Source organism: Citrobacter sp. VF227, from assembly GCF_052950715.1.
The window spans coordinates 682,373-708,076 of the sequence record NZ_JBRFVF010000002.1 but is presented as its reverse complement, the minus strand read 5'-3'; the positions used below and the strand labels follow the sequence as shown (position 1 = coordinate 708,076).

The following is a 25,704-nucleotide window of genomic DNA, read 5'->3' as shown; positions in this document are numbered from 1 at the left end:
AGGATTGATGATGAAAATTGTAATTGCGCCAGATTCATTTAAAGAGAGCTTAAGCGCTGACCAATGCTGCCAGGCAATTAAAGCCGGATTTTCAGCTATATTCCCGGATGCAGAATATATTTGTTTGCCGGTTGCTGATGGCGGTGAGGGAACTGTAGATGCGATGGTTGCGGCGACAGGCGGGAAAGTTATCTCTGTGGAAGTCAGCGGGCCGATGGAAGAAAAAGTTATGGGATTTTATGGCCTGACCGGGGATGGTAAAACCGCAATTATTGAAATGGCGGCGGCGAGTGGGCTGATGCTGATCGAACCGCATGCGCGCAATCCACTGCAGGCCTCAAGCTACGGCACTGGTGAACTGATTCGCCATGCGCTGGATGCCGGTATTCGACATATTATTCTTGGTATCGGCGGGAGTGCGACAGTTGATGGCGGAATGGGGATGGCACAGGCGCTTGGTGTTCGTTTTCTGGATGATCAAGGTGCGTCATTAAGTGCAGGGGGAGGGAGTTTGTCTCGCCTTGCGTGTATCGACCTGCAGCATTGCGATCCGCGGCTGAAAGCGTGTCGCATTGACGTCGCCTGTGACGTTGATAATCCGTTGGTTGGCCCACGTGGGGCGGCAAGGGTATTCGGCCCACAGAAAGGGGCGACGCCTGAGATGGTTGAGAGGCTGGAAGAAGGATTAATCAACTATGCCCGTGTGCTTCAAACGCTGACCGGTGAGGATGTTGCTCAGGTGGCAGGCGGCGGAGCGGCTGGAGGAATGGGGATTGCTGCGGTTATCTTCCTGCAGGCCAGCATGAAACCTGGGATCGAGATTGTGTTGCAGGCTGTAAAGTTAGAGCAGGCAATCCAGGGCGCGGCGCTGGTTATCACCGGCGAAGGGCGTATTGATTCGCAAACGGTCGGTGGCAAAGCGCCAATAGGCGTAGCGTCGGTAGCCATGCGGCATCACGTTCCCGTTATCGGCATCGCCGGGGTGTTGGGTGAAGGCGTAGAGGTGGTTCACGATCATGGTATCGATGCGGTATTCAGTATTCTACCGCGTCTCGCACCGCTAGCAGAAGTGTTGACGAACGGCGAAACCAATCTCTATCACTGCGCGCGTAATATCGCTTGTGCGATGAAACTGGGGCAGGCGGTGGCTCTGCGTTAAGCATAAAAAAAGCCACGGTATATACCGTGGCAAAACCCAACATAGCTAAATAAAAAAAGTATCAGGAGGATAGTACGACGTTAGATCTCAACATCCCGGTTGCAATCTTTGGAGTAGATGTAGCTGAATGCTTCACCGCGACCCACGCCGTACCCGGCCTGCAGTGAATAAGCGCCCATAAAGATGTAGTCACCTTTTTTCACCGGGATCCACTGATTGTCGAGGTTATAAACGCCCTGGCCTGAAAGAATATAAGCCCCGTGCTCCTGGACGTGAGTTTCGATATAACCGTGGCTGGCGCCCGGTTCGAATGACAATATGTGCATATTCATATCGAAGCCCAATTCTTTAGGCAGAAAATCCAGCAGGATCACGTCATCCATGCCTTCGTAATGGATACGTTCTAACTGATTGGCGTTACCGGAGACCAGCCACGGCGAATGGCCCGCTACAGGCGTGTAACGACGTTTGTATAAAAACAGGTGGCTGTCTTCAGCCTGGGCATTACTAAAAGTGAGCAGCTCGCCTGGCGGGCAATACAGATATCCCCCCTGCGATAAAGCAAATGTTTTACCTTCCGCTTTCGCCTCAATTTTACCGGAGATAACATAGACGAACGTTTCAACGCCTTCGCCGCCGAAACCGCTCTTGTTACCACCACTTTGGTGAACTGTCACCAGATAATCAACAAACGATGCGCCCAGTTTCGGCGTTGAGAGGATGGTGACGTCACAGTTTTCAAAACCCGGAATGATATTTTTAACCAGTCCATCGGGGGTTAAGAGGGCGAAGTTACCGTGTTTTACAATTGCGCGGTTAGCCAGTAAATCATCGCGGTAACCCGTGACGTTATTCAGATATCCCATTGTTGACTCCTTATTTCTGCCAGGCAAGTTGGTGAAGCATTAATGCCAGAGTTTTGACCCCTTCGGCAAGGTCGTTAATATTTGTGCGTTCAGCAGGATTGTGGCTGATACCGTTAATGCTGGGCATGAAAATCATGCAGGTAGGCACACGGGGAGCAAAAATCTGCGCATCATGGCCGGCACCGCTGTGCATTACACGGTAGTTCAGCTGTTCCTTTTCACACAGTTCGGTGAGGGTTGCGACCAGTTTGCTGTCCATCGGAACCGGCGTTTCGTCCATCCACAAATCGATATCAATGCCGATATCCATTTCGTCGCAGATAGCGCGCATGTCATTTTCCAGTTGCTGTGTAAAATCGCGCAGTACTTCGGCGTCGGTATGACGGCAATCGATGGTGAAGGTCGTTTTTCCTGGCACCACGTTGACGGTGTTTGGCTGCGGCTCGACTTTGCCAAAGGTCAGTACCAGAGGATCACCTTGTGTCTTGGCTTTCTCAATCGACTGGCTACAGATGCGGCTGAAGGCGTAAACAGTGTCGCGACGATAGCTTAGCGGCGTTGTACCTGCATGGTTGGACTCGCCGTTCAGCGTCACCGTATAGCGACGCTGGCCGACAATCGCGCTGACGACCCCGATGGACTGACCATTGCTTTCAAGCACGCACCCTTGCTCGATGTGTAATTCAACAAAAGCTTTGATGTCAGTGCGCGCGTGAAGCGGCTCTGCGGGGAGAGTAAAGCCGCAGGCGTTCATTGCATCAACAAATCGTGTACCTTTGGCGTCCTGAATGTTGCGGACATCATCGGGATTTGCCAGCCCGAAAATGTTCTTGCTGCCCCAGAAGACATACGGGAAACGGCTGCCTTCTTCTTCCGCCATCGAGACCATTTCGACCGTTTTCAGCGGTGCGCCGTAGGTGGTTTTAAGCCAGTCAATCGCTAACCACGCCGCCAGCGCGCCAAACTGGCCGTCAAGATTGCCGCCGTTGACGACGGTATCAATATGCGAGCCGCTTAAAATGACCTGTTCCGGAGATTCACTCCCGCGCAGGCGACCGTATAAATTACCCACTTCATCAAAGCGTGTTTCCAGACCGCTGGCATCCATACGTTTTTTAAATTGCTGTTGTGTTTCAAGCCATTCTGGTGAATACAGCAGGCGCGTCATCCCACCGGATGGATCGGCGCCAAAGGAAGAGAGCCAGGGAAGGGTTTCTTCTATTGCGTGACGAAAATGATTAATCATATGAAATTCCTGTTTCAATAATTATTGTGCAAAGGGATTCTTTGTTTCGTATGACTTGATATAGAGAGCATCGGAAATCAGGTATTGATAAATATCATCAACAATGTCGATGCCATGAACGGTGGCATTGCGTTGATTAATATCTTGATCCTGTCCGGGGTAATAAACCTGTTTAAAACCAGGCGCAGGGTTAACGGCATTCAACTCTTGCATGGTTTGACTGAGATGCTGACGAAATAATTGGCTGGAGGAGAAAAACTCGGGGTTAATCACTAAATGCAGTTGGCCTAAATTACGTCCAGCATGGAGATCTTCATACATAGAACTGACCTGACGACCAAACGGTAATCCCAGCAGAATCCCGGATAACACATCGATCATCATCATCAGACCATAGCCTTTCGGCCCGGCGGCGGGAAGCAACGCATTAACCGTAAAAGGATCGGTGGTCGGCGCGCCATTTTTATCGACAGCCCAGGTATCCGGGATTAGTTCGTTGCGTGAGCGGGCATCCAGAACTTTGCCCCAGGCCTGCACCGTCGTCGCCATATCGAAGGTCATGATATCGTCGCCAGCCCCCGGCGCTGCGAAGGCTAACGGATTGGTTCCGTAGTAAATTTCCGCGCCGCCGAACGGTACGACCATCGGATCGGACTGGCAGACAGAGAGTCCAATCAGGCCTGCGCGGGCGGCTTGCTGTACAAAGTAAGAAATGGCTCCGCTGTGTCCCATTCGGCTAATGCCGACAACAGCGACGCCATTTTTTTTAGCAATTTCAATTGCATGCTCCATACCCATCTTTGCTGCGACTTGCCCTGCGGCATTATCGGCATGCAAAATCGCTGTGCAGGGACCGGTATCTTCAAAACGAAATGTGGGTTCGCGGTTGGTGCCGCCTTTTGAAATGCGTTCGGCATAGTATTCAACGCGTACGGCGCCATGAGAATGAATGCCTCTGGCATCGGCATAAACCAATACCTCGGCAACCGTTGTGGCGTGCTCACGTTTTAGTCCGGCCTTGCAAAGCTTATTCTCGATAAGCTGGTGGAGTGTTTCCCGACTGATTTTCATCTGTCTTCCTTTTTAACGACGGTGTGAAGCATGACTGCCGTTAACATACCGGGAAAATAAATCTAATATGTGATCCAGATAGGCAAAAAAATATAGTTAGAATTTATTTGATAATCAGCGTTGGTTTGCCTTTTCTTTTTAAATAAATAATGCCATTAGAAAATAACATGTAATCCTTGGGGGGTTATTAAAATTCTTTTGCTAATAAATTGTATGTGATATCAGTCACTCTATTTGCTATGTCAGATATATACCTTGAGTTCCACATTAACACTACTCGTGCAATTGCCATGGGTGCAATTATTAAGGGGTTGTTATGATCCACGCCTTTATTAAAAAAGGGTGTTTTCAGGACTCTGTCAGTTTAATGATTATTTCACGCAAGCTGAGTGAGTCCGAAAATGTAGACGATGTATCGGTCATGATGGGAACGCCAGCGAATAAATCATTGCTGGAAACAACTGGATTCTGGCATGACGATTTTAATCAGGCGACGCCGAATGATATTTGCGTGGCGATTCGTACTGAAGCGGCGGATGAAAGTATTACCCAGGCTATTTTGCAGCAACTGGATGAGTCGTTGCAGCAGTTGGCGCAGGCAACCGGGGGGAGCCAAACGCTATTGCAGGTCAGGCGCTGGGAAAGCGCGTGTCAGAAATTGCCTGAAGCGAATATGACGTTAATTTCTGTTGCGGGCGAATACGCGGCTGAACTGGCGAACCAGGCGCTGGATCGCAACCTGAACGTCATGATGTTCTCCGACAACGTCACGCTGGAAGATGAAATCAATCTGAAGCGGCGTGCGCAAGATAAAGGCCTGCTGGTGATGGGACCCGATTGTGGAACCGCCATGATTGCTGGTACGCCGCTGGCATTTGCCAACGTGATGCCGGAAGGCAACATTGGCGTCATAGGCGCCTCCGGCACAGGGATCCAGGAGCTGTGTTCACAGATAGCACTGGCCGGGGAAGGCATCACTCACGCCATTGGTCTGGGTGGACGCGACCTGAGCGCTGAGGTGGGAGGAATTAGCGCACTTACCGCGCTGGATATGCTCGGTGCAGATGATAAAAGTCAGGTGTTGGCTTTTGTGTCTAAACCACCGGCGGAAGCTGTTCGCCAGCGTATTGTCACGGCGATGAAAGCCACGGGTAAACCCGTTGTGGCACTGTTTCTAGGTTACACCAGCGCAGCGGCCCGCGATGAGAACGTCTGGTTTGCATCGACGCTGGATGATGCGGCTCGTCTCGCCTGTTTGCTGGCGCGCGTCACGGCGCGACGTAGCGCGCTTTTAGCTACGGGGGACGGCCTTATTCGGGGGCTCTATACCGGAGGAACGCTGGCTGCCGAAGCGGCAGGTCTGCTGGCCGCAAACCTTAATGTTGCAGCGGATGCACAACATCATCACGGCATGATGTTGGATGCCGCCGGGCATCAGATTATCGACCTCGGGGATGATTTCTACACCGTCGGCCGACCGCATCCGATGATCGATCCTGCGTTACGTAATCAGCTTATTACGGACCTCGGCTCTCAGCCGCAGGTGCGGGTGTTATTGGTCGACGTCGTGATTGGTTACGGGGCGACGGCAGATCCAGCTGCATCACTGGTTGAGGCCTGGCAAAAAGCATGTGCTGTGCGAGACATCGACCAACCGCTGTTTGCGATTGCAACGGTGACCGGTACAGAACGCGATCCGCAGTGTCGTTCACTGCAAATCGCCACGCTGGAGGATGCCGGTATCGCTGTGGTGAGTTCATTGCCTGAGGCTACCTTGCTTGCCGCTGAGCTGATTCGGCCATCTCAACCTTTATCTCATCAATCCGCACCTTCGTTACTGGAAAAAGTCGCGGTCATTAATGCCGGGTTACGCAGTTTTGCACTGGATTTACAGGCGGCAGAAAAGCCTGTGGTGCATTACCAGTGGGCGCCTGTCGCTGGCGGTAACAAAAAACTGGCTCGTTTATTAGAACGTTTGCAATAAGGGGTTCCAATGTTTACATCAGTGGCACAAGCCAATACTGCAGTAATCGAACAAATTCGTCGTGCGCGCCCGCACTGGCTGGACGTGCAACCCGCGTCCTCGTTAATCAGGGAGCTTAATGAAGGAAAAACACTGCTTCATGCGGGACCGCCAATGCGTTGGCAAGAAATGACCGGTCCAATGAAAGGGGCCTGCATTGGTGCATGCCTGTTTGAAGGGTGGGCCAATGACGAAATGAGCGCACTGGCATTACTGGAGCAGGGGAAAGTCAATTTTGTACCTTGCCATCACGTTAATGCCGTGGGGCCAATGGGCGGGATCACCTCTGCCAGCATGCCGATGTTGGTGGTGGAAAACATTACTGAAGGGAACCGTGCTTACTGCAATCTCAACGAAGGCATTGGCAAGGTGATGCGCTTCGGTGCGTACGGCGAGGATGTTCAGCAGCGCTTACGCTGGATGCGCGATGTTCTGATGCCGGTCTTAAGCGCTGCATTGGGGACTCTGGAACAGGGTATTGATCTGACCGCCATGATGGCACAGGGCATTACGATGGGCGACGAGTTCCATCAGCGCAACATTGCCTCTTCAGCCCTGCTGATGCGTACGCTGGCACCGCAAATTGCCCGTCTGCAACATGATAAGCAGCAGATTGCTGAAGTGATGGATTTCCTCAGTGTAACCGACCAGTTTTTCCTCAATCTGGCTATGGCTTACTGTAAAGCAGCGATGGACGCCGGAGCGATGGTGCGTTCTGGCAGTATTGTGACGGCGATGACCCGTAATGGCGACATGTTCGGAATTAGGGTGAGTGGACTTGGCGATCGCTGGTTTACCGCACCTGTTAACACCCCGCAGGGACTGTTCTTTACTGGTTTTTCGCAGGAACAGGCTAACCCGGATATGGGTGATAGCGCCATCACCGAAACGTTTGGCATTGGCGGAGCAGCGATGATCGCCGCACCAGGGGTCACGCGTTTTGTCGGTGCGGGTGGAATGGAGGCGGCGAAATCTGTGTCCGAGGAGATGGCGGAAATCTATCTGGAGCGCAATATGCAGTTGCAGATCCCTGGCTGGGATTTCCAGGGGGCTTGTCTGGGACTCGATATTCGTCGCGTGGTCGAAACGGGGATTACGCCGCTGATCAATACCGGTATTGCGCATAAAGAGGCCGGTATTGGCCAGATTGGCGCGGGGACTGTCCGTGCGCCGTTGGCATGTTTTGAGCTGGCTCTGGAGGCGCTGGCTGAAAGCATGGGCATCAGTTAAAAGGAGCACGCATGATGATCATCCATCCTCTGCTGGCTAGCCAGCAGTCCCCGGATTTCCGCCAGTCCTGGCAATTGTCTGGCGTCTGGCGACGCGCGATTAATCTCGTGGCCGAAGGGGGCGCACTGTTGACCTTGCACCGCCAAGGGAGTGGCTTTAGCCCGGCAGGATGGGTGATCCGTACGCATGATTTTGATGCGCTGCGTGCGGTGTTACGTGGAAACGAAACTCCTCTGACTGTCCCTGGTGGGATCCAACTGGGGCCATTTTTGCTGTACCAGCCGCAGCGCTGCTGTTCGTTGAGAATCACTTCCCGGCCACATTCTCCGCGGCTTTCACCCGCCTGGATGAATCGCGGCGAGGAAACGGGGTTGTTCGGACCGTTAATGTTGGCGGCAAACCTGCCTTTGTGCTCAGAACTACGTCAGTTCCGCCACTGCTTCTTCTCGGCGCTTGCGGGGGTGTCGACAGACTGGCGACAGTGGTTAGGCAAAGGGCCCGGGTTAACGCCCAGCCATGATGATACGTTGACCGGCATGCTGCTGGCGGCCTGGTATTTCGGTGCGCTGAATAAGGTTTCCGGCCAACATTTCTTTGCTGCTTCCGGCAACCTTGAACAGGCGACGACTGTGGTTAGCGTGAGCTACTTGCGCTACGCGGCAGCAGGTTACTTCGCTTCACCTTTACTCCACTTCACCCATGCGTTGCGTCGTCAGGAAAGACTGGATGCGGCGATTGATTCGCTGCTGGCGCTTGGGCATACCTCCGGCGCAGATACTCTGCTGGGGTTCTGGATTGGACAACAAATCATAGAAGGATAGGGAATGAAAACGCTGGTTGTTGCTCTCGGTGGCAACGCATTATTGCAGCGCGGCGAGGCGCTGACTGCAGAAAATCAATACCGTAATATTGCCAGCGCCGTACCCGCCCTGGCGCGTCTGGCGCGCACATATCGCTTGGCTATCGTCCATGGCAACGGGCCGCAGGTAGGCTTGCTTTCGTTACAGAATCTCGCCTGGAAGGAGGTCGAGCCTTATCCATTAGATGTGCTGGTGGCCGAGACGCAGGGCATGATTGGTTATATGTTGGCCCAGAGTCTGACCGCTGAACCGGAAATGCCGCCGGTGACCACGGTGTTGACACGAATTGTTGTCTCAGAAGACGATCCTGCGTTTATGGCACCGGAAAAATTTATTGGTCCGGTCTATTCGCCCGAAGAGCAAACGCAGTTGGAAGCTACCTACGGCTGGCATATGAAGCGTGACGGCAAATACCTGCGGCGCGTTGTCGCTTCGCCAGAACCTCGCCAGATCGTTGAAAGTGACGCCATTAAGCTCTTACTCAAGGAAGGACATGTGGTGATTTGCAGCGGGGGCGGCGGTGTCCCCGTTACTGGCGAAGGATTGGGGTCTGAAGCGGTCATTGATAAGGACCTGGCGGCGGCGTTGCTGGCTGAACAGATTGATGCAGATGGTCTGGTTATTCTGACCGATGCTGATGCGGTCTATGAAAACTGGGGGACGCCGGAACAGCGCGCGATCCGTCAGGCCTCTCCAGATGAACTGGCACCGTTTGCAAAAGCAGATGGTTCGATGGGACCAAAGGTCACCGCTGTCAGTGGATATGTGAAACGCCGTGGGAAACCAGCATGGATTGGCGCGCTGTCACGCATTGAAGATACGCTGGCGGGCAACGCTGGAACCTGTATCCGCCTGTAAAAAAACGGGGCGTGTGTATACCCGCCCCGTGTCTTTTTATTTCAGCTTTGACTGCGCCCAGATAATGCCGCTGGCGTATTCCGGCGGCAGCAGAGGGATAAGCGCTTCCAGCGTCGCGCTAAGACGTGCTGTATCGCTGTCGCTCAGATTCAGATGACCCACCTTACGACCTTCACGCACTTCTTTGTCATACCAGTGCAGGTGTACCAGCGGCAGCTTCAGCCAGTCGTAGTTCAGGTCGCTACCAATCAGGTTTACCATCACCGAAGGATTGTTCACCACCGGCGTCGGTAACGGCAGATTGGTAATGGCGCGCAGGTGTAGCTCAAACTGGCTGATGCTGGCGCCGTTTTGCGTCCAGTGTCCGCTGTTGTGTACGCGCGGAGCCAGTTCGTTGATCAGCAGACCTTCCGGGGTGATGAAACACTCCATCGCCATCACACCGACATAGCCCAGTTCCTGCATGATGGCAGAGAGCATCGCTTCGGCCTGCGCCTGCTGTCTGGCGTTAGCCTGCGGGAAGACTACGCTGGTGCGCAGAATACCGTCCTGGTGCAGGTTATGGGTCAGCGGATAGAAGACGGTGCTGCCGTCGTGCGCACGAGCCCCCACCAGCGACACTTCACCAGAGAAGTTGATTCCCCGCTCGACGATGCACTCGCCGTAGCAGTCGTCTGGCAGTTGTTCGGTTTCACTGGCGCGTAAACGCCACTGCCCACGACCGTCGTAGCCACCGATGCGGCGCTTGACGATAGCCAGTTCACCCAGTTTGTCGAATACCGCAGGCCATTCGCTTTTATCCGCCAACAGTTGCCACGGCGCAGTCGCCAGGTCGAGCTTGTCGAAAAGCTGCTTTTGCGTCAGGCGGTCGGCAATAATCGGGAAAACGTCGCGGTTAACAAACGCTGGGTGGCGCGCCAGTTCGCGAGTGAGCGCTGTTTCCGGCCAGCGTTCAATCTCTGCGGTGATCACGCTTTGCTGAAAAGGTACTGCAGCAGGCTCAGCATCCAGCCCGACGGGCCAGACCGCAATACCCAGAGGCTCACCGGCCTGGCGCAGCATGCGCCCTAACTGACCGTTACCGAGTACGCAAACCTGCTTCATGCCGCACCTCGCGGGTCCGGGTTTTCCAGCACCTCATCGGTTTGCGCTTTGCGCCAGTCGTCCAGACGCTGGTGTAATGTTTTGTCGTGTGTAGCAAGAATCTGTGCTGCCAGCAGAGCCGCATTGGCCGCACCCGCTTTGCCGATCGCCAGCGTTCCAACGGGAATTCCGCGCGGCATTTGAACAATGGAGTAGAGGCTATCTACGCCGCTCAACGCCGCGCTTTGCACCGGAACGCCGAGAACAGGCACCAGCGTTTTCGCCGCAATCATACCTGGCAGATGTGCAGCGCCGCCGGCACCGGCAATTATCACCTGATAGCCGTTCTCTTCAGCATTTTCGGCGAAGCTGAATAGCTTGTCTGGGGTGCGGTGGGCGGAGACGACTTCAACATGATGCGGAACGTTCAGGATTTCGAAGATTTCGGCGGCGAACTGCATGGTAGCCCAGTCGCTTTTGGACCCCATCACGATGGCGACACGCGCCGGATTATTGCGGGAAGACATGCGTCTGAAAACTCCTGTGGTGCACTACACTCGACTTTTGAGGCCACCGAGAATAGCATAATTCAATCTCAAGGAAAACGATTGCGCGCTTTACACTTCACTCTTCAAGCTGCCTCTTTGTTGGCTGCATCTGCTCACCCCAGTCACTTACTTTTGTAAGCTCCAGGGGACTCACAGATTTGCCGCCTCGATGCAACTCGAATAGTTTTGTGTAAAGAGGAACTGGGTGCCTGCAGAATTAAAACGGAAAAGCGATTAGCTCAACGTCGCTGGACGTGACTTTTACCATTGAGCCTTCGGTATGCCATGCGCCTAATACCACGCGGAAAGCGGGTTGTTCATTGGCCGTGAGTTCGTGGACAGCCGGACGGTGTGTATGACCGTGAATTAACCACTGGACCTGATGTTTTTCCATCTCGTTAATCACGGCCTGCGGATTCACATCCATGATTTCCAGCGATTTACTGCTGTTGGCGGCAAGACTTCCGGCGCGCATTTTTGCGGCAATGCGCTGGCGAACGAACAGGGGCAGGGCGAGAAACAGCTTCTGTAGCCAGGGTTGATGCACTTTGGCGCGAAACGCCTGATAGCCCGCGTCGTCGGTACACAAGGTGTCGCCATGCATGATCAGTACCTTGCGGCCATACAGGTCGAGCACTTTTTCTTCGGGCAGCAGAGTCATGCCGCTTTCACGGGCAAAACGCTTGCCGAGCAGAAAGTCACGGTTGCCGTGAATAAAAAAGCAGGGGACGCCGGTGTCAGCCAACGCTTTTATCGCCTCGGCCATTTCATGATGCAGCGGATTAGGATCGTCATCGCCAATCCAGGCTTCAAACAGATCGCCGAGAATGTATAGCGCATCGGCCTTGCGCGCATCGCCGGCTAAAAAACGCAGAAAACCGGCGGTGATCGCCGGTTCTTCTGTGCAGAGGTGAAGGTCTGCAATAAACAGTGTCGCCACGATTACTCGCTGACGGTCACGTTTTCAATGATGACGTCTTCTTTTGGCACATCCTGGTGCATGCCGCTGCGACCGGTGGAAACGCCTTTGATTTTATCAACCACGTCCATGCCTTCAACCACTTCAGCGAACACGCAGTAACCCCAACCCTGCATGCTTTCGCCGGAGAAGTTCAGGAAGTCGTTGTCTGCAACGTTGATAAAGAACTGTGCGGTTGCGGAGTGCGGAGCCTGAGTACGCGCCATTGCCAGCGTACCACGGGTATTTTTCAGACCGTTGTTCGCTTCGTTTTTGATCGCTTCTTTCGTGGCTTTTTGCTTCATGCCCGGCTCGAAACCGCCGCCCTGGATCATGAAACCGTTAATAACACGGTGGAAAATGGTGTTGTTATAAAAACCTTCGCGGCAGTAGTCCAGGAAGTTTTTAACTGTTTCAGGCGCTTTATCATCAAACGTTTTGATTACGATATCGCCGTGATTAGTGTGGAAAGTAACCATTTTTGCATCCTGTTCCGATAGATTGGTGCTTCGACCCCGTCAAGGGTCAGAGTTAGGGGTGTGTTATAGCATAACCGCAAGCTGCGATCACCTCGCAAAGTGTGCTGCTTCCGGTCTCAATTATGGGTATTATACAGACTTTACTATCCACACACGTCTACACGGAATCTTCGATGTTAAAAATCTTTAATACACTGACGCGCCAAAAAGAGGAATTCAAACCTATTCATGCCGGGGAAGTCGGCATGTACGTGTGTGGTATTACCGTTTACGATCTCTGTCATATTGGCCACGGACGTACCTTCGTTTCTTTCGACGTCGTTGCACGCTATCTGCGCTTCCTCGGCTATAAGCTGAAGTATGTGCGCAACATTACCGATATCGATGACAAAATCATCAAGCGCGCGAATGAAAACGGTGAAAGCTTTGTGGCGCTGGTCGACAGAATGATCGCAGAAATGCATCGCGATTTCGATGCGCTGAATATTTTGCGCCCGGATCTGGAACCGCGCGCGACGCACCATATCGCCGAGATTATTGAGATCACCGAACAGCTGATCGCCAAAGGTCACGCCTATGTTGCCGATAATGGCGACGTGATGTTCGACGTCCCGACTGATCCGAACTACGGTCAGTTGTCACGCCAGGATCTGGAACAACTGCAGGCGGGCGCTCGCGTTGACGTGGTTGACGTGAAGCGCAACCCGATGGACTTCGTGCTGTGGAAAATGTCCAAAGAGGGCGAGCCGAGCTGGCCGTCACCGTGGGGCGCGGGCCGTCCGGGCTGGCACATTGAATGTTCTGCGATGAACTGCAAACAGTTGGGCAATCATTTTGATATTCACGGCGGCGGTTCAGACCTGATGTTCCCGCACCATGAAAACGAAATTGCGCAGTCTACCTGTGCGCACGACGGTGAATACGTCAATTACTGGATGCACTCCGGAATGGTGATGGTTGACCGTGAGAAAATGTCCAAATCGCTGGGCAACTTCTTTACCGTGCGCGACGTGCTGAAATACTACGACGCCGAAACCATTCGCTACTTCCTGATGTCCGGCCATTATCGCAGCCAGTTGAACTACAGCGAAGAGAACCTGAAACAGGCACGCTCTGCGCTGGAGCGTCTGTATACTGCGCTGCGCGGCACTGACAAGTCCGTTGCTCCAGCCGGTGGCGAAGCCCTTGAAGCGCGCTTCATTGAAGCGATGGATGACGACTTCAACACGCCGGAAGCCTACTCCGTACTGTTTGATATGGCCCGTGAGGTTAACCGCCTGAAGGGTGAAGATATGGCGGCGGCTAACGGTATGGCTGCGCATCTGCGTAAGCTCTCCAGCGTGCTGGGCCTGCTGGAACAGGAGCCAGAAGCCTTCCTGCAAAGCGGTGCGCAGGCGGATGACGGTGAAGTTGCTGAAATTGAAGCGTTAATCCAACAGCGTCTGGATGCCCGTAAAGCGAAGGACTGGGCGGCAGCCGACGCCGCGCGTGATCGCCTCAACGAGATGGGCATCGTGCTGGAAGACGGTCCGCAGGGCACCACCTGGCGTCGTAAGTAACGCTCTATATTGCCGGATGGCGGCTTACGCCTTATCCGGCCTACGATGGAATGATCGGTAGGCCTGATAAGCGTAGCGCCATCAGGCACTATTAATGACGTTTGTACCACCACAGCACACCCATCATCATAACGCCCGGCAGCCAAACCCACATCAGCTCCGAAATTATTACCTGATGCCCATATGGTGTGGCGTAGCGTGATAGCGCGAACGGGGCGACTTTAATCACCTGCCACGGTGCGAAGAACCGTTCATCCGACCACAGCCACAGCCAGCCGACGCCTTTACCGCCGGTGGTGACAGAATCCAGCAGGCTATGCGACAACAGTGAAACCGTCAGGAATAACCAGCAGCGAATCAGTCCGGCTTTAAACCATCGTCGGCCAATGATTACGCACAGCAGCGGTACCACGAAGGCGAACAGCAGTGAGTGGGTAAATCCACGGTGGCCAAACACATTGCCATAGGCGACACCGAACTTAAATGACAACACATCGGCATCTGGCAGCATAGCCAGAACGACGCCAGTAAACAGTAAGCGCGGGGGGATGACTTTAAGTCCGAGACCTAACCCTAAGCAGAGTGGCACGGCTGCGTGGGTAACAATTGTTGGCATGATGATCGCTTCGTGTGGAAAAACGACATGCTAACAATTCGCTGTGAAGTGGTGATGAAGTTATTATCTGAAAATGAGAGAGGAAGTAGCCGGACAGGGGGTTAACCTCATCCGGCACCAGGGATCATGCCACGACGGTAATGCTTTGGCCTTCAAAGCTTACGGTCTGTCCGGCAACGATTTTGCAGCGCTTACGCGTTTCTACTACACCATCGACCTTCACCAACCCTTCGCCAATGGCGATTTTTGCCTGGGCGCCGCTTTCACTCCAGCCTTCCAGCTTCAGCAGATCGCAGAGTTCAACATGTGGGTGTTTCCCCAGTGAAAATGTGGCCATCTTAAACGTCCTTTACATCATGATATTCAACACACGCCTGGAGCGTGTTTTCGATAAGTGTGGCGACGGTCATTGGGCCTACGCCGCCTGGGACAGGCGTGATATATGACGCGCGTGCGGCAGCATCTTCAAAGACCACATCGCCAACAACCTTACCATTCTCCAGACGGTTGATGCCGACATCAATCACAATTGCGCCTTCTTTGATCCACTCACCGGGAATAAAGCCCGGTTTACCGACGGCAACAATTAGCAGATCGGCATGCTCAACGTGGCGACGCAGATCTTTGGTGAAGCGATGGGTAACGGTGGTGGTGCAGCCAGCCAGCAGCAGTTCCATGCTCATCGGGCGACCGACAATGTTTGAAGCGCCAATGACGACCGCATTCAGGCCGTAGGTGTCGATGTTGTAACGCTCAAGCAGGGTCACAATACCGCGCGGGGTACATGGACGCAGGCGCGGCGCACGCTGGCACAGACGACCGACGTTATACGGGTGGAAACCGTCAACGTCTTTATCCGGTGCAATACGCTCCAGCACTTTAACGTTGTCGATACCGGCAGGTAACGGCAGTTGTACCAGAATACCGTCGATGGTGGTATCTGCATTGAGCGTATCGATCAGCTCAAGAAGCTCCGCCTCGCTGGTGGTTTCGGGCAGGTCATAGGAGCGGGAGACGAACCCCACTTCGTCGCAGGCTTTGCGTTTACTCGCGACGTAAATTTGCGAAGCCGGGTTGCTACCTACCAGCACAACAGCCAGGCCCGGAGCGCGTAATCCAGCCGCTAAACGCGCCTGAACTTTTTGAGCAACCTCAGAGCGCACCTGCTGCGCAATCGTTTTACCGTCAATAATCTTTGCTGCCATCAGAGAGAGGATTCCGTCTGTTACGTTAAATCGAAGGGGATGCCACTATTTTGTCAGAAGCGGGACGTGCTGTCAGTTTTCGTTTGCGTTTTTATGTGCGCCAGGGCTGTCACGGGCTGGAAATGGTGTCAGTACAGAGACTAAAGTCTAACGAATAAATGATGAGCACGCTAATTAAAATTAACGTGAATGAAACATCTCATCACCCTGGGTTTTCTATGGGTAATGCTTCATAAACCAGACTGTTACGTACTATTAAGGCGGCATTTAGGTAATATTAACCAAGACTTTTCTTAGATCCCATTAAGAATTAGCCAGGGCTATTAAAAGGATTTGCAGGTATTTTTCATTAATTGAAATGTTTAATTTATCGCTGTGACGAATAGTCATATTCGCGAAGGATAATTAGTAAATCAAATACTCAGGAGAGTCAGGGTAAAAGGTTAGCTAATTCTCTTACGATATATATCTTTACAGGATGCAGAGATAATTAGCCTGACATTTAATGTCGATAATGAAAACGGATCCCGCAGGATGCTGGAGCCGGATGTGTGTAATTCAAGGGAAATCCATGAAACGTAAATTAATGACCTCTTCTGTTATTGCCAGCCTGATGTTAGTCGCAGGTGCTGCGGTTGCAGCCGATCCGGTAAGCGTGAGCGGCGGTACTGTGCATTTTGAAGGTGAACTGGTCAATGCAGCCTGTGCAGTCAGTACTCAGTCATCCGATCAGGTTGTCACTTTAGGCCAGTATCGTACTGCCAGTTTTGCCGCAGTGGGTGATACAACAGCACAAATTCCGTTCTCCATCGTGCTGAATGACTGCGATCCTGCCGTTGCTGCGACGGCGGCCGTGGCTTTCTCTGGTCAGGCGGATGCCACCAACTCGGCTCTGCTGGCTGTTTCTTCAGGGAATAACACTACCACCGCTGGCGGTGTAGGTATCGAGATTCTGGACAACGCCTCTACTGCGCTGAAACCTGATGGCGCGACCTTCTCTACCGCTCAGGCGCTGGTAGAAGGAACCAACACCCTGCGTTTCTCTGCACGTTATAAAGCGACTGCCGCAAGCGCTACGCCGGGTCAGGCAAATGCCGACGCAACGTTCATCATGAAGTACGAATAAGCCGTTTTGAGTTGCGCAAGGATGACGTTCGCCTCAATGGATGAGGCAATATCCGGGGATGATGAAGGATGCGGCAGATGATAGGGAAAGGCGTAGCGCTGGCAGGAATGCTGTGCGTAATGCCTGTGTTTGCACATACGGTGATACTGGAAAGTGGTCGCCTCCACTTACGTGGACAGCTCGTCAATGGTGCTTGTACGGTCGCCACTGACAGTCAGAATATGCGGGTGCAAATGGGGCAGTATCGTACGAGTGCTTTCTCCGGGACGGGAAGCTTCGCCTCTACCAATGTTCCGTTTTCACTGCGCTTAACGTCGTGCAGCGCCGATGTTTATGACCATGTTGGGATTGCGTTTGCAGGCGTGACGCCAGCCGAAGATCCCCAGGTTTTTCTTGCAAGCGGTGATGCGTCTGCGGCTTCGGGGATCGGTCTGGCATTATTTGATGAGCGTCAACGGCAAATTATTCCGAATGCGCTGCCGCTTCATTATGCGCCAATTATAACGCAAGAAATGACGTTTCATTTCACTGCTCGCTATCGGGCTGTATCGGAAAATATAACCCCGGGAACGCTTCGTTCAGACGTGTGGTTTACGTTGGTTTATCCCTGATTTATTTCCCAACGATAATCGCATCAAAGGTATTTGTAGCTTATGTCTAATTATCTGAAATCAGGTTTTATCCTTTTTCTGGCCTTATTTTCTGCTGCCAGTGTTCATGCTGCTGGCGGTATTGCATTAGGCGCCACTCGCGTTATTTATCCGGCTGATGCCAAACAAACGTCCCTGTCTATTGGCAATAGCGATACCAAAGAACGTTACCTGGTAAATTCATGGATTGAGAATAGCGCAGGTGTTAAAGAAAAATCGTTTGTGGTTACACCTCCACTGTTTGTTAGCGAACCCAAAAGCGAAAACACGCTGCGTATCATCTATGCAGGTGTTCCGCTACCCAAAGACCGTGAGTCGCTGTTCTGGATGAACGTAAAAGCCATTCCGTCAGTCAATAAAAACAGCCTTGAGGGCAAAAACGTTTTGCAACTGGCGATCCTGTCACGTATCAAACTTTTCGTGCGTCCGAATAATTTGCCGCAAATCCCGGAAGATGCGCCGGGGATGTTGACGTTTGCCCGTTCCGGCAATCACCTGAAAATTAACAATCCGTCAGCGTATTACGTCACGTTGGTCAATCTCAACGTGGGGAAAACGAAGGTAGATAACGTGATGGTTGCACCGAAAAGCGATGCACAGGTTCTGTTACCAACGGGCGTGCAGGGCAACGTTACGTTCCAGACGGTCAATGATTATGGCGCTGTGACCCCGGCCAAAACGGTTAGTGTGCGTTGAGATAACGATGAATAAGACAACGTATTTTCCTGGCCTGTTTCCGGGGGTTACGCCACCGCTGGCGGGGGTGGCGTTGTCCACGCTGGCGGCGCTTTTTCCCTCTCTCAGCTACGGGGAAAGCTATTTTAATCCGGCCTTTTTATCTGCGGATACGGCAACCGTGGCGGATTTATCACGTTTTGAAAAAGGCAATCACCAGCCTGAAGGTGTCTATCGTGTGGATATCTGGCGCAATGATGAGTTTGTTGCCACTCAGGATATTCGTTTTGTCACCAGTGCGGCAAAAGCAGGCGAGAAGTCTGGCGGGTTGATGCCGTGCTTTGGGCTCGACTGGGTGAAGCGTCTTGGCGTCAATATCGCCGCGTTTCCGGCACTCAGTAAGGATCCTAACGATACCTGTATCAATCTACCTGAAGCGATTCCAGGCAGCGAGATTGCGTTTGATTTTTCTACCCTGCGACTAAACATCAGCCTGCCACAGGCCTCGATGTTAAACAGCGCGCGCGGCTATATTCCACCGGAAGAGTGGGATGAAGGCATTCCGGCCGCGCTGGTTAACTACAGTTTCACCGGCAGCCGTGGTAGTGATACGGACAGCTATTTTCTGAGTATGCTCAGTGGTCTGAACTATGGCCCCTGGCGGTTGAGAAACAACGGTGCCTGGAGCTATTCCAAGGGCGACGGGTACCGCTCACAAAGCTGGAAAAACATCGGCACATGGCTTCAGCGCGCGATTATCCCGCTGAAGGGGGAACTGGTGATGGGCGACAGCAACACCGGCAACGACGTTTTTGACAGCGTCGGTTTTCGCGGTGCGCGCCTTTACTCCTCTGACAGTATGTATCCCGACAGCTTACAGGGCTATGCGCCAACCGTTCGTGGCATTGCGCGTACCGCCGCGAAACTGACCATTCGCCAGAATGGCTATGTGATTTATCAAAGCTATGTTTCACCCGGCGCTTTCTCGATAACCGATCTTAACCCGACATCGTCCAGCGGCGATCTTGAGGTCACGGTGGATGAGAAGGACGGCAGCCAACAACGCTATACGGTGCCTTACTCCACGGTTCCTTTATTACAGCGGGAAGGGCGTTTCAAATATGACGTGGTCGCCGGGGATTTTCGCAGCGGCAATAGCCAACAGTCTTCTCCGTTCTTTTTCCAGGGAACATTAATTGCCGGGTTACCAGAAGGCTACACCGCGTATGGTGGGACGCAGTTGGCCTCACGCTACACCGCGTTAGTTTTAGGCACAGGCCGAAACCTGGGGGACTGGGGGGCGGTTTCAGTCGATCTAACCCATGCTCGCAGCCAACTGGCGGATGACAGTACGCATCAGGGGCAGTCATTGCGTTTTCTGTATGCGAAATCGCTGAACAATTTTGGCACCAACTTTCAGTTGTTGGGATATCGCTACTCTACGCGTGGTTTCTACACCCTCGACGATGTGGCGTATCGCAGTATGGAAGGTTATGAGTACGAATACGACAGCGAAGGCAATCGCCACGATGTGCCCGATGTGAAGAGTTACCACAACCTGAACTACAGCAAAAAAGGCCGTTTCCAGATCAACATTTCGCAAAATCTGGGGGATTACGGATCGCTGTATATCTCGGGTAGCCAGCAGACATACTGGAACACTTCAGACACCAATACCTGGTATCAACTGGGCTATGCCAGCGGCTGGCAGGGGATTAGCTATTCACTATCCTGGTCGTGGAATGAATCGGTTGGCATCTCCGACACCGACCGTATTGTCGCGTTCAATATGTCAATACCGTTCAGCCTGCTGAGCGGACGGCGCTACTCGCGAGATAGCGCTTTCGATAGCACCTACGCCACCTTTAATGCCAACCGTAATAGCAATGGACAAAATAGCTGGCAGAGCGGGATCGGCGGTACGTTGCTGGATGGACGCAACCTGAGCTACAGCGTGAATCAGGGGCACAGCAGCACCAATGGCTACAGTGGAAACGCCAGTGCCAACTGGCAGGCGGCCTATGGCACGCTGGGCGTGGGATACAACTACGATCGCGATCAGCATGACTACAACTGGCAGCTCTCCGGCGGCGTGGTTGGGCATGCGGACGGCATTACGCTCAGTCAGCCTCTGGGCGATACCAACGTGTTGATTAAAGCGCCTGGCGCACAGGGGGTGCGGATAGAAAACCAGACCGGCGTTCAAACCGACTGGCGTGGATACGCGGTGATGCCGTATGCCACCGTCTATCGCTATAACCGCGTCGCGTTAGACACCAATTCCATGAATAACAATACCGATGTGGAAAATAACGTCAGCAGCGTCGTGCCAACGCAAGGGGCACTGGTGCGAGCGGCGTTTGATACGCGAATCGGCGTGCGGGCGCTGATTACCGCCAGACATGCCGGTAAACCCGTGCCGTTTGGCTCTATTGTGCGGGAAAACACCAGCGGTGTGACCAGTATGGTGGGCGAAGACGGGCAAATTTATCTCAGTGGTCTGCCGCTCAAAGGCGAGTTGCTGATCCAGTGGGGAGAAGGCGCAAACGCTCGCTGCGTGGCGCGCTATGCCTTGCCTGAGGATAGCCTGAAACAGGCGGTGACGCTCACGAACGTGATGTGCGAATCTCCAACGGCACGACAGGAATAATACGATGAAAAGACAAACGGGTTTATTACTGGGAAGCGCTTTATTGTTGATTTCCCATTCATCATGGGCGACGGTCTGCCAGAACTCGAATGGCACGCCAACGGATGTTTTTTACGATTTGTCGAATGTCTTTAACAGCAGCAACAACCAGCCGGGACAGGTGGTAACGTTACCGGAAAAATCGGGCTGGATTGGCGTGAATGCCACCTGTCCGGCCGGAACGACGGTGAATTACACTTACCGAAGCTATGTTACTGAACTTCCGGTGCAAAGTACCGAGGGCGGTTTTCAGTATCTGAAGCTCAATGACTACCTGCTGGGAGCCATGAGCATCACCGACAGCTATGCCGGACTATTTTATCCCCCGCGTAGCTATATCCGTATGGGGACTCACCCCAACGTACCTAAACAGCAGCCTTTTGGCGTAATGGATTCAAAGCTGGTGTTTAAACTCAAAGTTATCCGTCCGTTTATTAATATGGTTCCGATTCCGCGGCAGACGATGTTCAGTGTTTATGTCACGACCAGTACCGGGGATGCGCTAAGTACGCCGGTGTATACCATCAGCTACAGCGGCAAGGTGGAGGTTCCACAAAACTGTGAAGTGAATGCCGGGCAGATTGTCGAGTTTGATTTTGGTGATATTGGCGCATCGCTATTCAGCAAGGCGGGAGCGGGAAACCGGCCCGAAGGCATCAATCCGCAGACCAAAACGGTGGCGATAAAATGTACCAACGTCGCGGCACAGGCCTACTTAACCATGCGTGTAGAGGCTGAGAAAGCCACCGGAAAAATGATGGTATCTGACAACCCGGATTTAGGTTTTATCGTCGCCGATAGCAGTGGTAACCCGCTGACGCCTAACAATTTGTCCAGCAATATCCCCTTTCAATTGGATGATAACGCCGCAGCCAGGGTCGGTATTCGGGCATGGCCGGTCAGCGTGACGGGGAATAAACCTACCGAAGGGCCTTTTACGGCTCGTGGCTATCTGCGAGTGGATTATGACTAATAAGCCAATGCCATCCACATGGGGGCTTCTGACGATGGTGTCCCTGCTGACATTTAGTTTGTTGTGCCATGCCTCCTCGTCGCTGGGTGAAATCAATATTGAACTGCGTGGTAATGTGGTGGACTTTACCTGCGCAGTGATTGCCAGCGACAGCAATAAGTCGGTGGAGTTAGGGACCTGGCCGACAAAGCAGCTTCAGACCAGCGGAGATACCACTCAACCGGTCGCGTTTACGCTGAAGCTTGAAGGTTGCCCGCCGGGATCCGCTTCGATAACGTTTTCCGGTACTCCGGCTCCGGGCACGACGCTGCTGGCGCTCGATGATGTGGTCATGGCGCAAAAGGTGGCGATTGAACTGCACGACAGCGACCGTACGCGACTGCCTCTTGAGCAGGCCAGCGAGTCAGTGAGTATTGATGAGAACGGCAATGCCACACTAACCTTTTTCGCTAACTACATCGCTTTAGCTGATGGGGTTCAGCCAGGTGTTGCCAGGGCTGATGCCACGTTTATGATTAACTATAACTAATCAATGCGCTGACAAGACGCTCCCGAACGACATCTCGCCGGGAGTGTTATTACATTAACTCATGCATTTTTGCATAATCGATCAGCTCAACGATGGTGTGCAACCCGAGCTTGGAGTAGATATTAGCCTTGTGAGCACTAATCGTTTTATTGCTGAGTAACAACTGTTCAGCAATTTCCTTATTGGACAGACCGTTTGCCAGATAACGCAAAACCGTAACCTCGCGATTAGAGAGCGGCATGTCATTCAGCACACCTTTTTGTGCATTTATATTGTTAATGAAGTTAAGGGTATCCGACGGAAAAAAAGAATATCCCGATAAAATCATTTTTACCGCATTATAGATATCATTGAGATCCTTTCGTTTACTGACAAAACCATTTGCACCGGCCCGGATAGCCCGCCCGGCATAAAAAGACTCAGATTTTGAAGATAGAAACAGTACCCGAGTTTTCTCCTGCAATGATTTTATTCTTTTGAGCAATGTAAACCCATCAGAGCCAGGTAGTTCAATATCCAGGATGACAAGATCGACGGGGTACGTGCGCAGATGTTCTATTGCCGTACGGCTGTCGTCGGTTTTCAATACTACCTGAATATTACTGTTTTTCTCGAGTAGTACTTCTATCGACATTCTGACAATAGGGTGTTCGTCCATAATGATAACGGATGCTGGTTTCATTTTTGTATGCCTCAAACTGTTTGCGTATCTTGCGAATTTGATAAAACATCAGGCGTTATAATATTGTCAAATAGCCAAGAATTGTTCTGAGGAGAATCGAATAAATATTATTTCATCCTTGTTTATTCGGTTGTTCTTCTGCAGAACAATGAATTTGTGGAAAATCCATTTCACACCGGGAAACTAACAATTAATCAGGAAACTAAGAGGATTATACCTGCTCTGTTCTTTCGGAAAAGACTTACGACATCCCGGATGTTAATGTCAGTTAGGATATTCTGAAAGTTCCAGATGTGTTAATGGCTATTGGTATTATTGATCTGTGGTTCGAATTATGGCAGATTGAAAATTTTTTTTAAATGGTAAAAACAATACAATAGACTAATTGTTTAGGTTTTGTTAAGACTGAAATTATGCTTTTTTATATCGAAATGCACAGAATCAGTAAGGTTAACTGTGAAAGTGGTACCAGATATAATACCAGGAATAGTTGTAAATATTAAATATTTGTAAAAATTAGATCTTTATTCTTATTCGAGAATAAGTAATTTCCTAAAAAATCTTATGGCACATAGGGTTATGATGTTAAATTAAATGAAGAGAGGTAACACTGAGGCGGTGTATCAGATGCAAAAAGCGCTGTCTGTTGGGCAATCCCAGGCGCGTAATCAACTGGTTCAGGCGATAGATGATACGGTGGTAGGGTTGTGCTTGTAATAATGCAATATTTTTTAATGAGTTACCTTGTAAAAGTAAGGTAATCATCTCCCAATCGAGCTGATTAATGCACCTTGAGTGAAAATAATTTGGAACCGGAGATAATAAGGCTATACGTATCTCAGGGAGGTGTAAATTGCGTGACAAGATATAGAATGGACCGGACAGTGAAATAAAGGTAGTCAGATCGTCATCACGACTGGGAAGCATTATGAAGATCTGAATGTCACTACGCTGCTTAATTAGCTGGCGCAAACATTCAAGTATATCGAAATAAGGAGTTGTTAAGCTTTCTATGTCAATCACAAACTGGCTAATTACCGACTCCTGGATGCTGAGTAAGGCCGACTCAACGCTCTGGAAGATCGCCGTACGAGTACCTGAGAATAAATGTCGACTTAGTGCATAGGCCAGGTAGTAGTCTGTTGTGATTATCGCCTGAGATATAGTGTCGTCCGGTAAATTATGTTCGAGTTTTTGCGCCAGATACTCGAGCCGGTCAAATACTTGTGAGGTACAGTGGGGATATTGCCAGGTACAGTTAGGGTTTCGTATGCGGCGATAGCGATCCCGGCGTTTTGCGCTGTGCATCCTTTTTCATTCCATTTCTGTTGCGGCAGGTCTGGATAAATTGCTGACTATAAACATCCCTGACCCAAATTTTTTCCAGCGTAAGGGTTATGTCCTTGTGCCGTTGGGTTTCAGTACTTCAACAATCATCAGACTGGCAATTGCGTATCTCATCAGAATAATCTGCCGGAAATTTTCTGGTGTCTTACTCAATGCCCAAAAGATCGTTTTATCCAGTTCAACCTCTCTCTGATATTAGATAAAATATTACCGGGTGTGTCTTTCTGTTACTCCGGAAATAGTATTTCTGGATTATTCTGGCAGTCTGAGGATAGGTACAGTAGGAGCCGATACTTAATTGAGGATGAGATATTTCTCAATAAAAATTAGGCAGAGATATCCCGTCTAATTTTGTAGAAAATTCAGATGGGCGCGGATGTATCTTAAGAATTGCTGATCGTTTTTCACATGCAGCTTTTTCATTATGCCGCGTCGAGTCGCTTTGGCCTGAAGATCGCTAATTGAGAGCAGGTGAGCCGTTTCGGCTAAGGTGTATCCGCTGGCGAGAAACATTAAGAACTGGCGTTCTGCGACAGAAAAGTTGCGGGTAGTGCAGTAATGGCAGATAGTCGCAGGTACGCTGTGGCGCAGCGCGCGTTTTTGCAGGATGAGGACCAGTTTTTTGGTTATCTCATCTACGTCATCTTCCCGATAGATTAGCGGCAACATGTACAGGCAGGGTCTGAACATCAGCTTATCTTTATCGTTTTTGCTACAGATAACCACCCTGTGTTGGCGCCTGGTGTGGACCGGAACCTGGTAGCAATCGGCGCTGAGCCAATCTTCATCCAGTGAGATAAACGCGATTTCAGCGCGATCGATATCCTCGACAGGCAAAAAGCAAATCTCCTGATGCCACTGATTCGCCAGGTGGGAGATGATGATTTTCAGTCCATGTTCGAAGTGACTGTTTTCTTCCTTGATGGCAATACTTAACATTAAAGAGTTCCTGAACCGCTGGAGAGGGATAAAGGAATGTTAAGCAAAATCATAAATATTCTAAATACATGTATCCCTAAATCTGACGTTTTGTGAGCTGAGTTGTTACCAGGTGATTTCCTGGATACCTTTGAACAAGCAGAAAAAATCAACATTCGTACACTTCGTCAGCAACCGAAATCAAAAGGCATTGACTCAGCAGGCGCTGACCGTATAATTCACGCGTTTCATCTGCATGAAGTAATCACTTCGCAATGCGCCCTTAGCTCAGTTGGATAGAGCAACGGCCTTCTAAGCCGTAGGTCGTAGGTTCGAATCCTACAGGGCGTACCA

At 51.5% G+C, this 25,704-nt stretch carries 25 protein-coding genes and 1 tRNA gene; 13 read left to right on the top strand and 13 right to left on the bottom strand.

Features of this window, described 5'->3' with window-relative positions:
• Positions 1–10: 10 nt before the first annotated feature.
• Positions 11–1,159: a glycerate 3-kinase gene (gene glxK / locus ACU8YC_RS10855; RefSeq protein WP_252838138.1), complete on the top strand. Its 1,149-nt coding sequence runs from the start codon at positions 11–13 to the stop codon at positions 1,157–1,159.
• Positions 1,160–1,239: 80 nt separating this feature from the next.
• On the opposite strand, the gene allE is transcribed toward glxK, so the two are convergent.
• From allE to allD, 3 genes are read right to left on the bottom strand one after another with little or no spacing between them, the layout of a single operon-like run.
• On the bottom strand, positions 1,240–2,025 hold the full coding sequence (allE, locus tag ACU8YC_RS10850) for a (S)-ureidoglycine aminohydrolase (RefSeq protein WP_370618800.1): 786 nt from the start codon (positions 2,023–2,025) through the stop codon (positions 1,240–1,242).
• Positions 2,026–2,035: 10 nt separating this feature from the next.
• Entirely contained in the window at positions 2,036–3,271 is a 1,236-nt protein-coding gene (gene allC / locus ACU8YC_RS10845) for an allantoate deiminase (protein WP_252837965.1), read from the bottom strand.
• Between the two features lie 21 nt (positions 3,272–3,292).
• A complete protein-coding gene (gene allD, locus ACU8YC_RS10840; protein WP_446895326.1) occupies positions 3,293–4,342 on the bottom strand; it encodes an ureidoglycolate dehydrogenase in 1,050 nt (349 codons plus the stop codon).
• 316 nt (positions 4,343–4,658) lie between these two features.
• Here allD and ACU8YC_RS10835 point away from each other — a divergent pair, with 316 nt between their 5' ends.
• The 4 genes from ACU8YC_RS10835 to ACU8YC_RS10820 are packed head-to-tail and all read left to right on the top strand — an operon-like array spanning position 4,659 to position 9,313.
• Positions 4,659–6,326, top strand: coding sequence for an acyl-CoA synthetase FdrA (locus ACU8YC_RS10835; protein ID WP_252837966.1), 1,668 nt, complete (start codon positions 4,659–4,661; stop codon positions 6,324–6,326).
• Positions 6,327–6,335: 9 nt separating this feature from the next.
• Positions 6,336–7,595, top strand: a complete 1,260-nt coding sequence (locus ACU8YC_RS10830) for a YlbE family protein (RefSeq protein ID WP_252837967.1) — start codon at positions 6,336–6,338, stop codon at positions 7,593–7,595.
• Between the two features lie 11 nt (positions 7,596–7,606).
• Positions 7,607–8,416, top strand: a complete 810-nt coding sequence (locus ACU8YC_RS10825) for a DUF2877 domain-containing protein (RefSeq protein ID WP_187252872.1) — start codon at positions 7,607–7,609, stop codon at positions 8,414–8,416.
• A gap of 3 nt (positions 8,417–8,419) precedes the next feature.
• The gene (locus ACU8YC_RS10820; RefSeq protein WP_003835758.1) at positions 8,420–9,313 is read left to right on the top strand and encodes a carbamate kinase; all 894 of its coding nucleotides are present in this window, start codon (positions 8,420–8,422) and stop codon (positions 9,311–9,313) included.
• A gap of 36 nt (positions 9,314–9,349) precedes the next feature.
• Here ACU8YC_RS10820 and purK read toward each other — a convergent pair whose 3' ends face one another.
• The 4 genes from purK to ppiB form a co-directional block, all read right to left on the bottom strand.
• The gene (gene purK, locus ACU8YC_RS10815; RefSeq protein WP_187252871.1) at positions 9,350–10,417 is read right to left on the bottom strand and encodes a 5-(carboxyamino)imidazole ribonucleotide synthase; all 1,068 of its coding nucleotides are present in this window, start codon (positions 10,415–10,417) and stop codon (positions 9,350–9,352) included.
• Complete coding sequence (gene purE, locus ACU8YC_RS10810; RefSeq protein ID WP_151218672.1) at positions 10,414–10,923, bottom strand: 5-(carboxyamino)imidazole ribonucleotide mutase; 510 nt, start codon at positions 10,921–10,923, stop codon at positions 10,414–10,416. Before purE ends, purK begins: the two co-directional genes overlap by 4 nt.
• Positions 10,924–11,161: 238 nt before the next feature.
• Positions 11,162–11,884, bottom strand: a complete 723-nt coding sequence (gene lpxH, locus ACU8YC_RS10805; protein ID WP_187252870.1) for a UDP-2,3-diacylglucosamine diphosphatase — start codon at positions 11,882–11,884, stop codon at positions 11,162–11,164.
• A gap of 2 nt (positions 11,885–11,886) precedes the next feature.
• On the bottom strand, positions 11,887–12,381 hold the full coding sequence (gene ppiB, locus ACU8YC_RS10800; protein ID WP_003021875.1) for a peptidylprolyl isomerase B: 495 nt from the start codon (positions 12,379–12,381) through the stop codon (positions 11,887–11,889).
• Between the two features lie 173 nt (positions 12,382–12,554).
• Here ppiB and cysS point away from each other — a divergent pair, with 173 nt between their 5' ends.
• The gene (gene cysS / locus ACU8YC_RS10795; protein WP_252837970.1) at positions 12,555–13,940 is read left to right on the top strand and encodes a cysteine--tRNA ligase; all 1,386 of its coding nucleotides are present in this window, start codon (positions 12,555–12,557) and stop codon (positions 13,938–13,940) included.
• 91 nt (positions 13,941–14,031) lie between these two features.
• Here the strand turns inward: cysS and ACU8YC_RS10790 are convergent, their stop codons facing one another.
• The 3 genes from ACU8YC_RS10790 to folD all read right to left on the bottom strand — a co-directional run bounded on the left by ACU8YC_RS10790 (position 14,032) and on the right by folD (position 15,761).
• Positions 14,032–14,556, bottom strand: a complete 525-nt coding sequence (locus tag ACU8YC_RS10790; protein WP_446895325.1) for a metal-dependent hydrolase — start codon at positions 14,554–14,556, stop codon at positions 14,032–14,034.
• 124 nt (positions 14,557–14,680) lie between these two features.
• The gene (ybcJ, locus tag ACU8YC_RS10785; protein WP_048212377.1) at positions 14,681–14,893 is read right to left on the bottom strand and encodes a ribosome-associated protein YbcJ; all 213 of its coding nucleotides are present in this window, start codon (positions 14,891–14,893) and stop codon (positions 14,681–14,683) included.
• A gap of 1 nt (position 14,894) precedes the next feature.
• Positions 14,895–15,761, bottom strand: coding sequence for a bifunctional methylenetetrahydrofolate dehydrogenase/methenyltetrahydrofolate cyclohydrolase FolD (gene folD / locus ACU8YC_RS10780; RefSeq protein WP_003021887.1), 867 nt, complete (start codon positions 15,759–15,761; stop codon positions 14,895–14,897).
• 571 nt (positions 15,762–16,332) lie between these two features.
• Here folD and fimA point away from each other — a divergent pair.
• The 6 genes from fimA (at position 16,333) to sfmF (ending at position 22,403) form a co-directional block, all read left to right on the top strand.
• Positions 16,333–16,887, top strand: a complete 555-nt coding sequence (fimA, locus tag ACU8YC_RS10775) for a type 1 fimbrial major subunit FimA (protein ID WP_151218675.1) — start codon at positions 16,333–16,335, stop codon at positions 16,885–16,887.
• A gap of 77 nt (positions 16,888–16,964) precedes the next feature.
• Complete coding sequence (gene fimI / locus ACU8YC_RS10770; RefSeq protein WP_446895324.1) at positions 16,965–17,498, top strand: type 1 fimbrial protein subunit FimI; 534 nt, start codon at positions 16,965–16,967, stop codon at positions 17,496–17,498.
• Between the two features lie 42 nt (positions 17,499–17,540).
• On the top strand, positions 17,541–18,233 hold the full coding sequence (gene fimC, locus ACU8YC_RS10765; RefSeq protein ID WP_151218677.1) for a type 1 fimbria chaperone FimC: 693 nt from the start codon (positions 17,541–17,543) through the stop codon (positions 18,231–18,233).
• A 7-nt stretch (positions 18,234–18,240) separates the two neighbouring features.
• Entirely contained in the window at positions 18,241–20,862 is a 2,622-nt protein-coding gene (locus ACU8YC_RS10760; protein WP_446895323.1) for a fimbrial biogenesis usher protein, read from the top strand.
• A 4-nt stretch (positions 20,863–20,866) separates the two neighbouring features.
• Positions 20,867–21,874: a type 1 fimbria D-mannose specific adhesin FimH gene (fimH, locus tag ACU8YC_RS10755; RefSeq protein WP_187259392.1), complete on the top strand. Its 1,008-nt coding sequence runs from the start codon at positions 20,867–20,869 to the stop codon at positions 21,872–21,874.
• 34 nt (positions 21,875–21,908) lie between these two features.
• On the top strand, positions 21,909–22,403 hold the full coding sequence (sfmF, locus tag ACU8YC_RS10750) for a fimbria assembly protein (RefSeq protein ID WP_151225080.1): 495 nt from the start codon (positions 21,909–21,911) through the stop codon (positions 22,401–22,403).
• A 49-nt stretch (positions 22,404–22,452) separates the two neighbouring features.
• Here the strand turns inward: sfmF and fimZ are convergent, their stop codons facing one another.
• From fimZ to fimW, 3 genes are all read right to left on the bottom strand, one after another.
• On the bottom strand, positions 22,453–23,085 hold the full coding sequence (gene fimZ, locus ACU8YC_RS10745; RefSeq protein ID WP_003021902.1) for a fimbria biosynthesis transcriptional regulator FimZ: 633 nt from the start codon (positions 23,083–23,085) through the stop codon (positions 22,453–22,455).
• Between the two features lie 585 nt (positions 23,086–23,670).
• On the bottom strand, positions 23,671–24,393 hold the full coding sequence (gene fimY, locus ACU8YC_RS10740; RefSeq protein ID WP_151218680.1) for a fimbria biosynthesis regulator FimY: 723 nt from the start codon (positions 24,391–24,393) through the stop codon (positions 23,671–23,673).
• Between the two features lie 384 nt (positions 24,394–24,777).
• Positions 24,778–25,371, bottom strand: coding sequence for a fimbria biosynthesis transcriptional regulator FimW (fimW, locus tag ACU8YC_RS10735; RefSeq protein WP_151218681.1), 594 nt, complete (start codon positions 25,369–25,371; stop codon positions 24,778–24,780).
• 256 nt (positions 25,372–25,627) lie between these two features.
• On the opposite strand from fimW, the gene ACU8YC_RS10730 reads away from it, so the two are divergent.
• Positions 25,628–25,704: transfer RNA gene (locus ACU8YC_RS10730), tRNA-Arg, on the top strand.

Excerpts from the sequence above, each read along its gene's own strand:
- ppiB (WP_003021875.1), bottom strand. The coding sequence starts at position 12,381 with ATGGTTACTTTCCACACTAATCACGGCGATATCGTAATCAAAACGTTT.
- fimH (WP_187259392.1), top strand. The coding sequence starts at position 20,867 with ATGAAAAGACAAACGGGTTTATTACTGGGAAGCGCTTTATTGTTGATT.
- fimA (WP_151218675.1), top strand. The coding sequence starts at position 16,333 with ATGAAACGTAAATTAATGACCTCTTCTGTTATTGCCAGCCTGATGTTA.
- glxK (WP_252838138.1), top strand. The coding sequence starts at position 11 with ATGAAAATTGTAATTGCGCCAGATTCATTTAAAGAGAGCTTAAGCGCT.
- ACU8YC_RS10820 (WP_003835758.1), top strand. The coding sequence starts at position 8,420 with ATGAAAACGCTGGTTGTTGCTCTCGGTGGCAACGCATTATTGCAGCGC.
- allE (WP_370618800.1), bottom strand. The coding sequence starts at position 2,025 with ATGGGATATCTGAATAACGTCACGGGTTACCGCGATGATTTACTGGCT.
- ACU8YC_RS10760 (WP_446895323.1), top strand. The coding sequence starts at position 18,241 with ATGAATAAGACAACGTATTTTCCTGGCCTGTTTCCGGGGGTTACGCCA.
- ACU8YC_RS10830 (WP_252837967.1), top strand. The coding sequence starts at position 6,336 with ATGTTTACATCAGTGGCACAAGCCAATACTGCAGTAATCGAACAAATT.
- cysS (WP_252837970.1), top strand. The coding sequence starts at position 12,555 with ATGTTAAAAATCTTTAATACACTGACGCGCCAAAAAGAGGAATTCAAA.
- allC (WP_252837965.1), bottom strand. The coding sequence starts at position 3,271 with ATGATTAATCATTTTCGTCACGCAATAGAAGAAACCCTTCCCTGGCTC.
- purE (WP_151218672.1), bottom strand. The coding sequence starts at position 10,923 with ATGTCTTCCCGCAATAATCCGGCGCGTGTCGCCATCGTGATGGGGTCC.
- fimC (WP_151218677.1), top strand. The coding sequence starts at position 17,541 with ATGTCTAATTATCTGAAATCAGGTTTTATCCTTTTTCTGGCCTTATTT.
- fimY (WP_151218680.1), bottom strand. The coding sequence starts at position 24,393 with ATGCACAGCGCAAAACGCCGGGATCGCTATCGCCGCATACGAAACCCT.
- allD (WP_446895326.1), bottom strand. The coding sequence starts at position 4,342 with ATGAAAATCAGTCGGGAAACACTCCACCAGCTTATCGAGAATAAGCTT.
- ACU8YC_RS10790 (WP_446895325.1), bottom strand. The coding sequence starts at position 14,556 with ATGCCAACAATTGTTACCCACGCAGCCGTGCCACTCTGCTTAGGGTTA.
- sfmF (WP_151225080.1), top strand. The coding sequence starts at position 21,909 with ATGGTGTCCCTGCTGACATTTAGTTTGTTGTGCCATGCCTCCTCGTCG.
- fimZ (WP_003021902.1), bottom strand. The coding sequence starts at position 23,085 with ATGAAACCAGCATCCGTTATCATTATGGACGAACACCCTATTGTCAGA.
- fimI (WP_446895324.1), top strand. The coding sequence starts at position 16,965 with ATGATAGGGAAAGGCGTAGCGCTGGCAGGAATGCTGTGCGTAATGCCT.
- ACU8YC_RS10825 (WP_187252872.1), top strand. The coding sequence starts at position 7,607 with ATGATGATCATCCATCCTCTGCTGGCTAGCCAGCAGTCCCCGGATTTC.
- fimW (WP_151218681.1), bottom strand. The coding sequence starts at position 25,371 with ATGTTAAGTATTGCCATCAAGGAAGAAAACAGTCACTTCGAACATGGA.
- purK (WP_187252871.1), bottom strand. The coding sequence starts at position 10,417 with ATGAAGCAGGTTTGCGTACTCGGTAACGGTCAGTTAGGGCGCATGCTG.
- ACU8YC_RS10835 (WP_252837966.1), top strand. The coding sequence starts at position 4,659 with ATGATCCACGCCTTTATTAAAAAAGGGTGTTTTCAGGACTCTGTCAGT.
- folD (WP_003021887.1), bottom strand. The coding sequence starts at position 15,761 with ATGGCAGCAAAGATTATTGACGGTAAAACGATTGCGCAGCAGGTGCGC.
- ybcJ (WP_048212377.1), bottom strand. The coding sequence starts at position 14,893 with ATGGCCACATTTTCACTGGGGAAACACCCACATGTTGAACTCTGCGAT.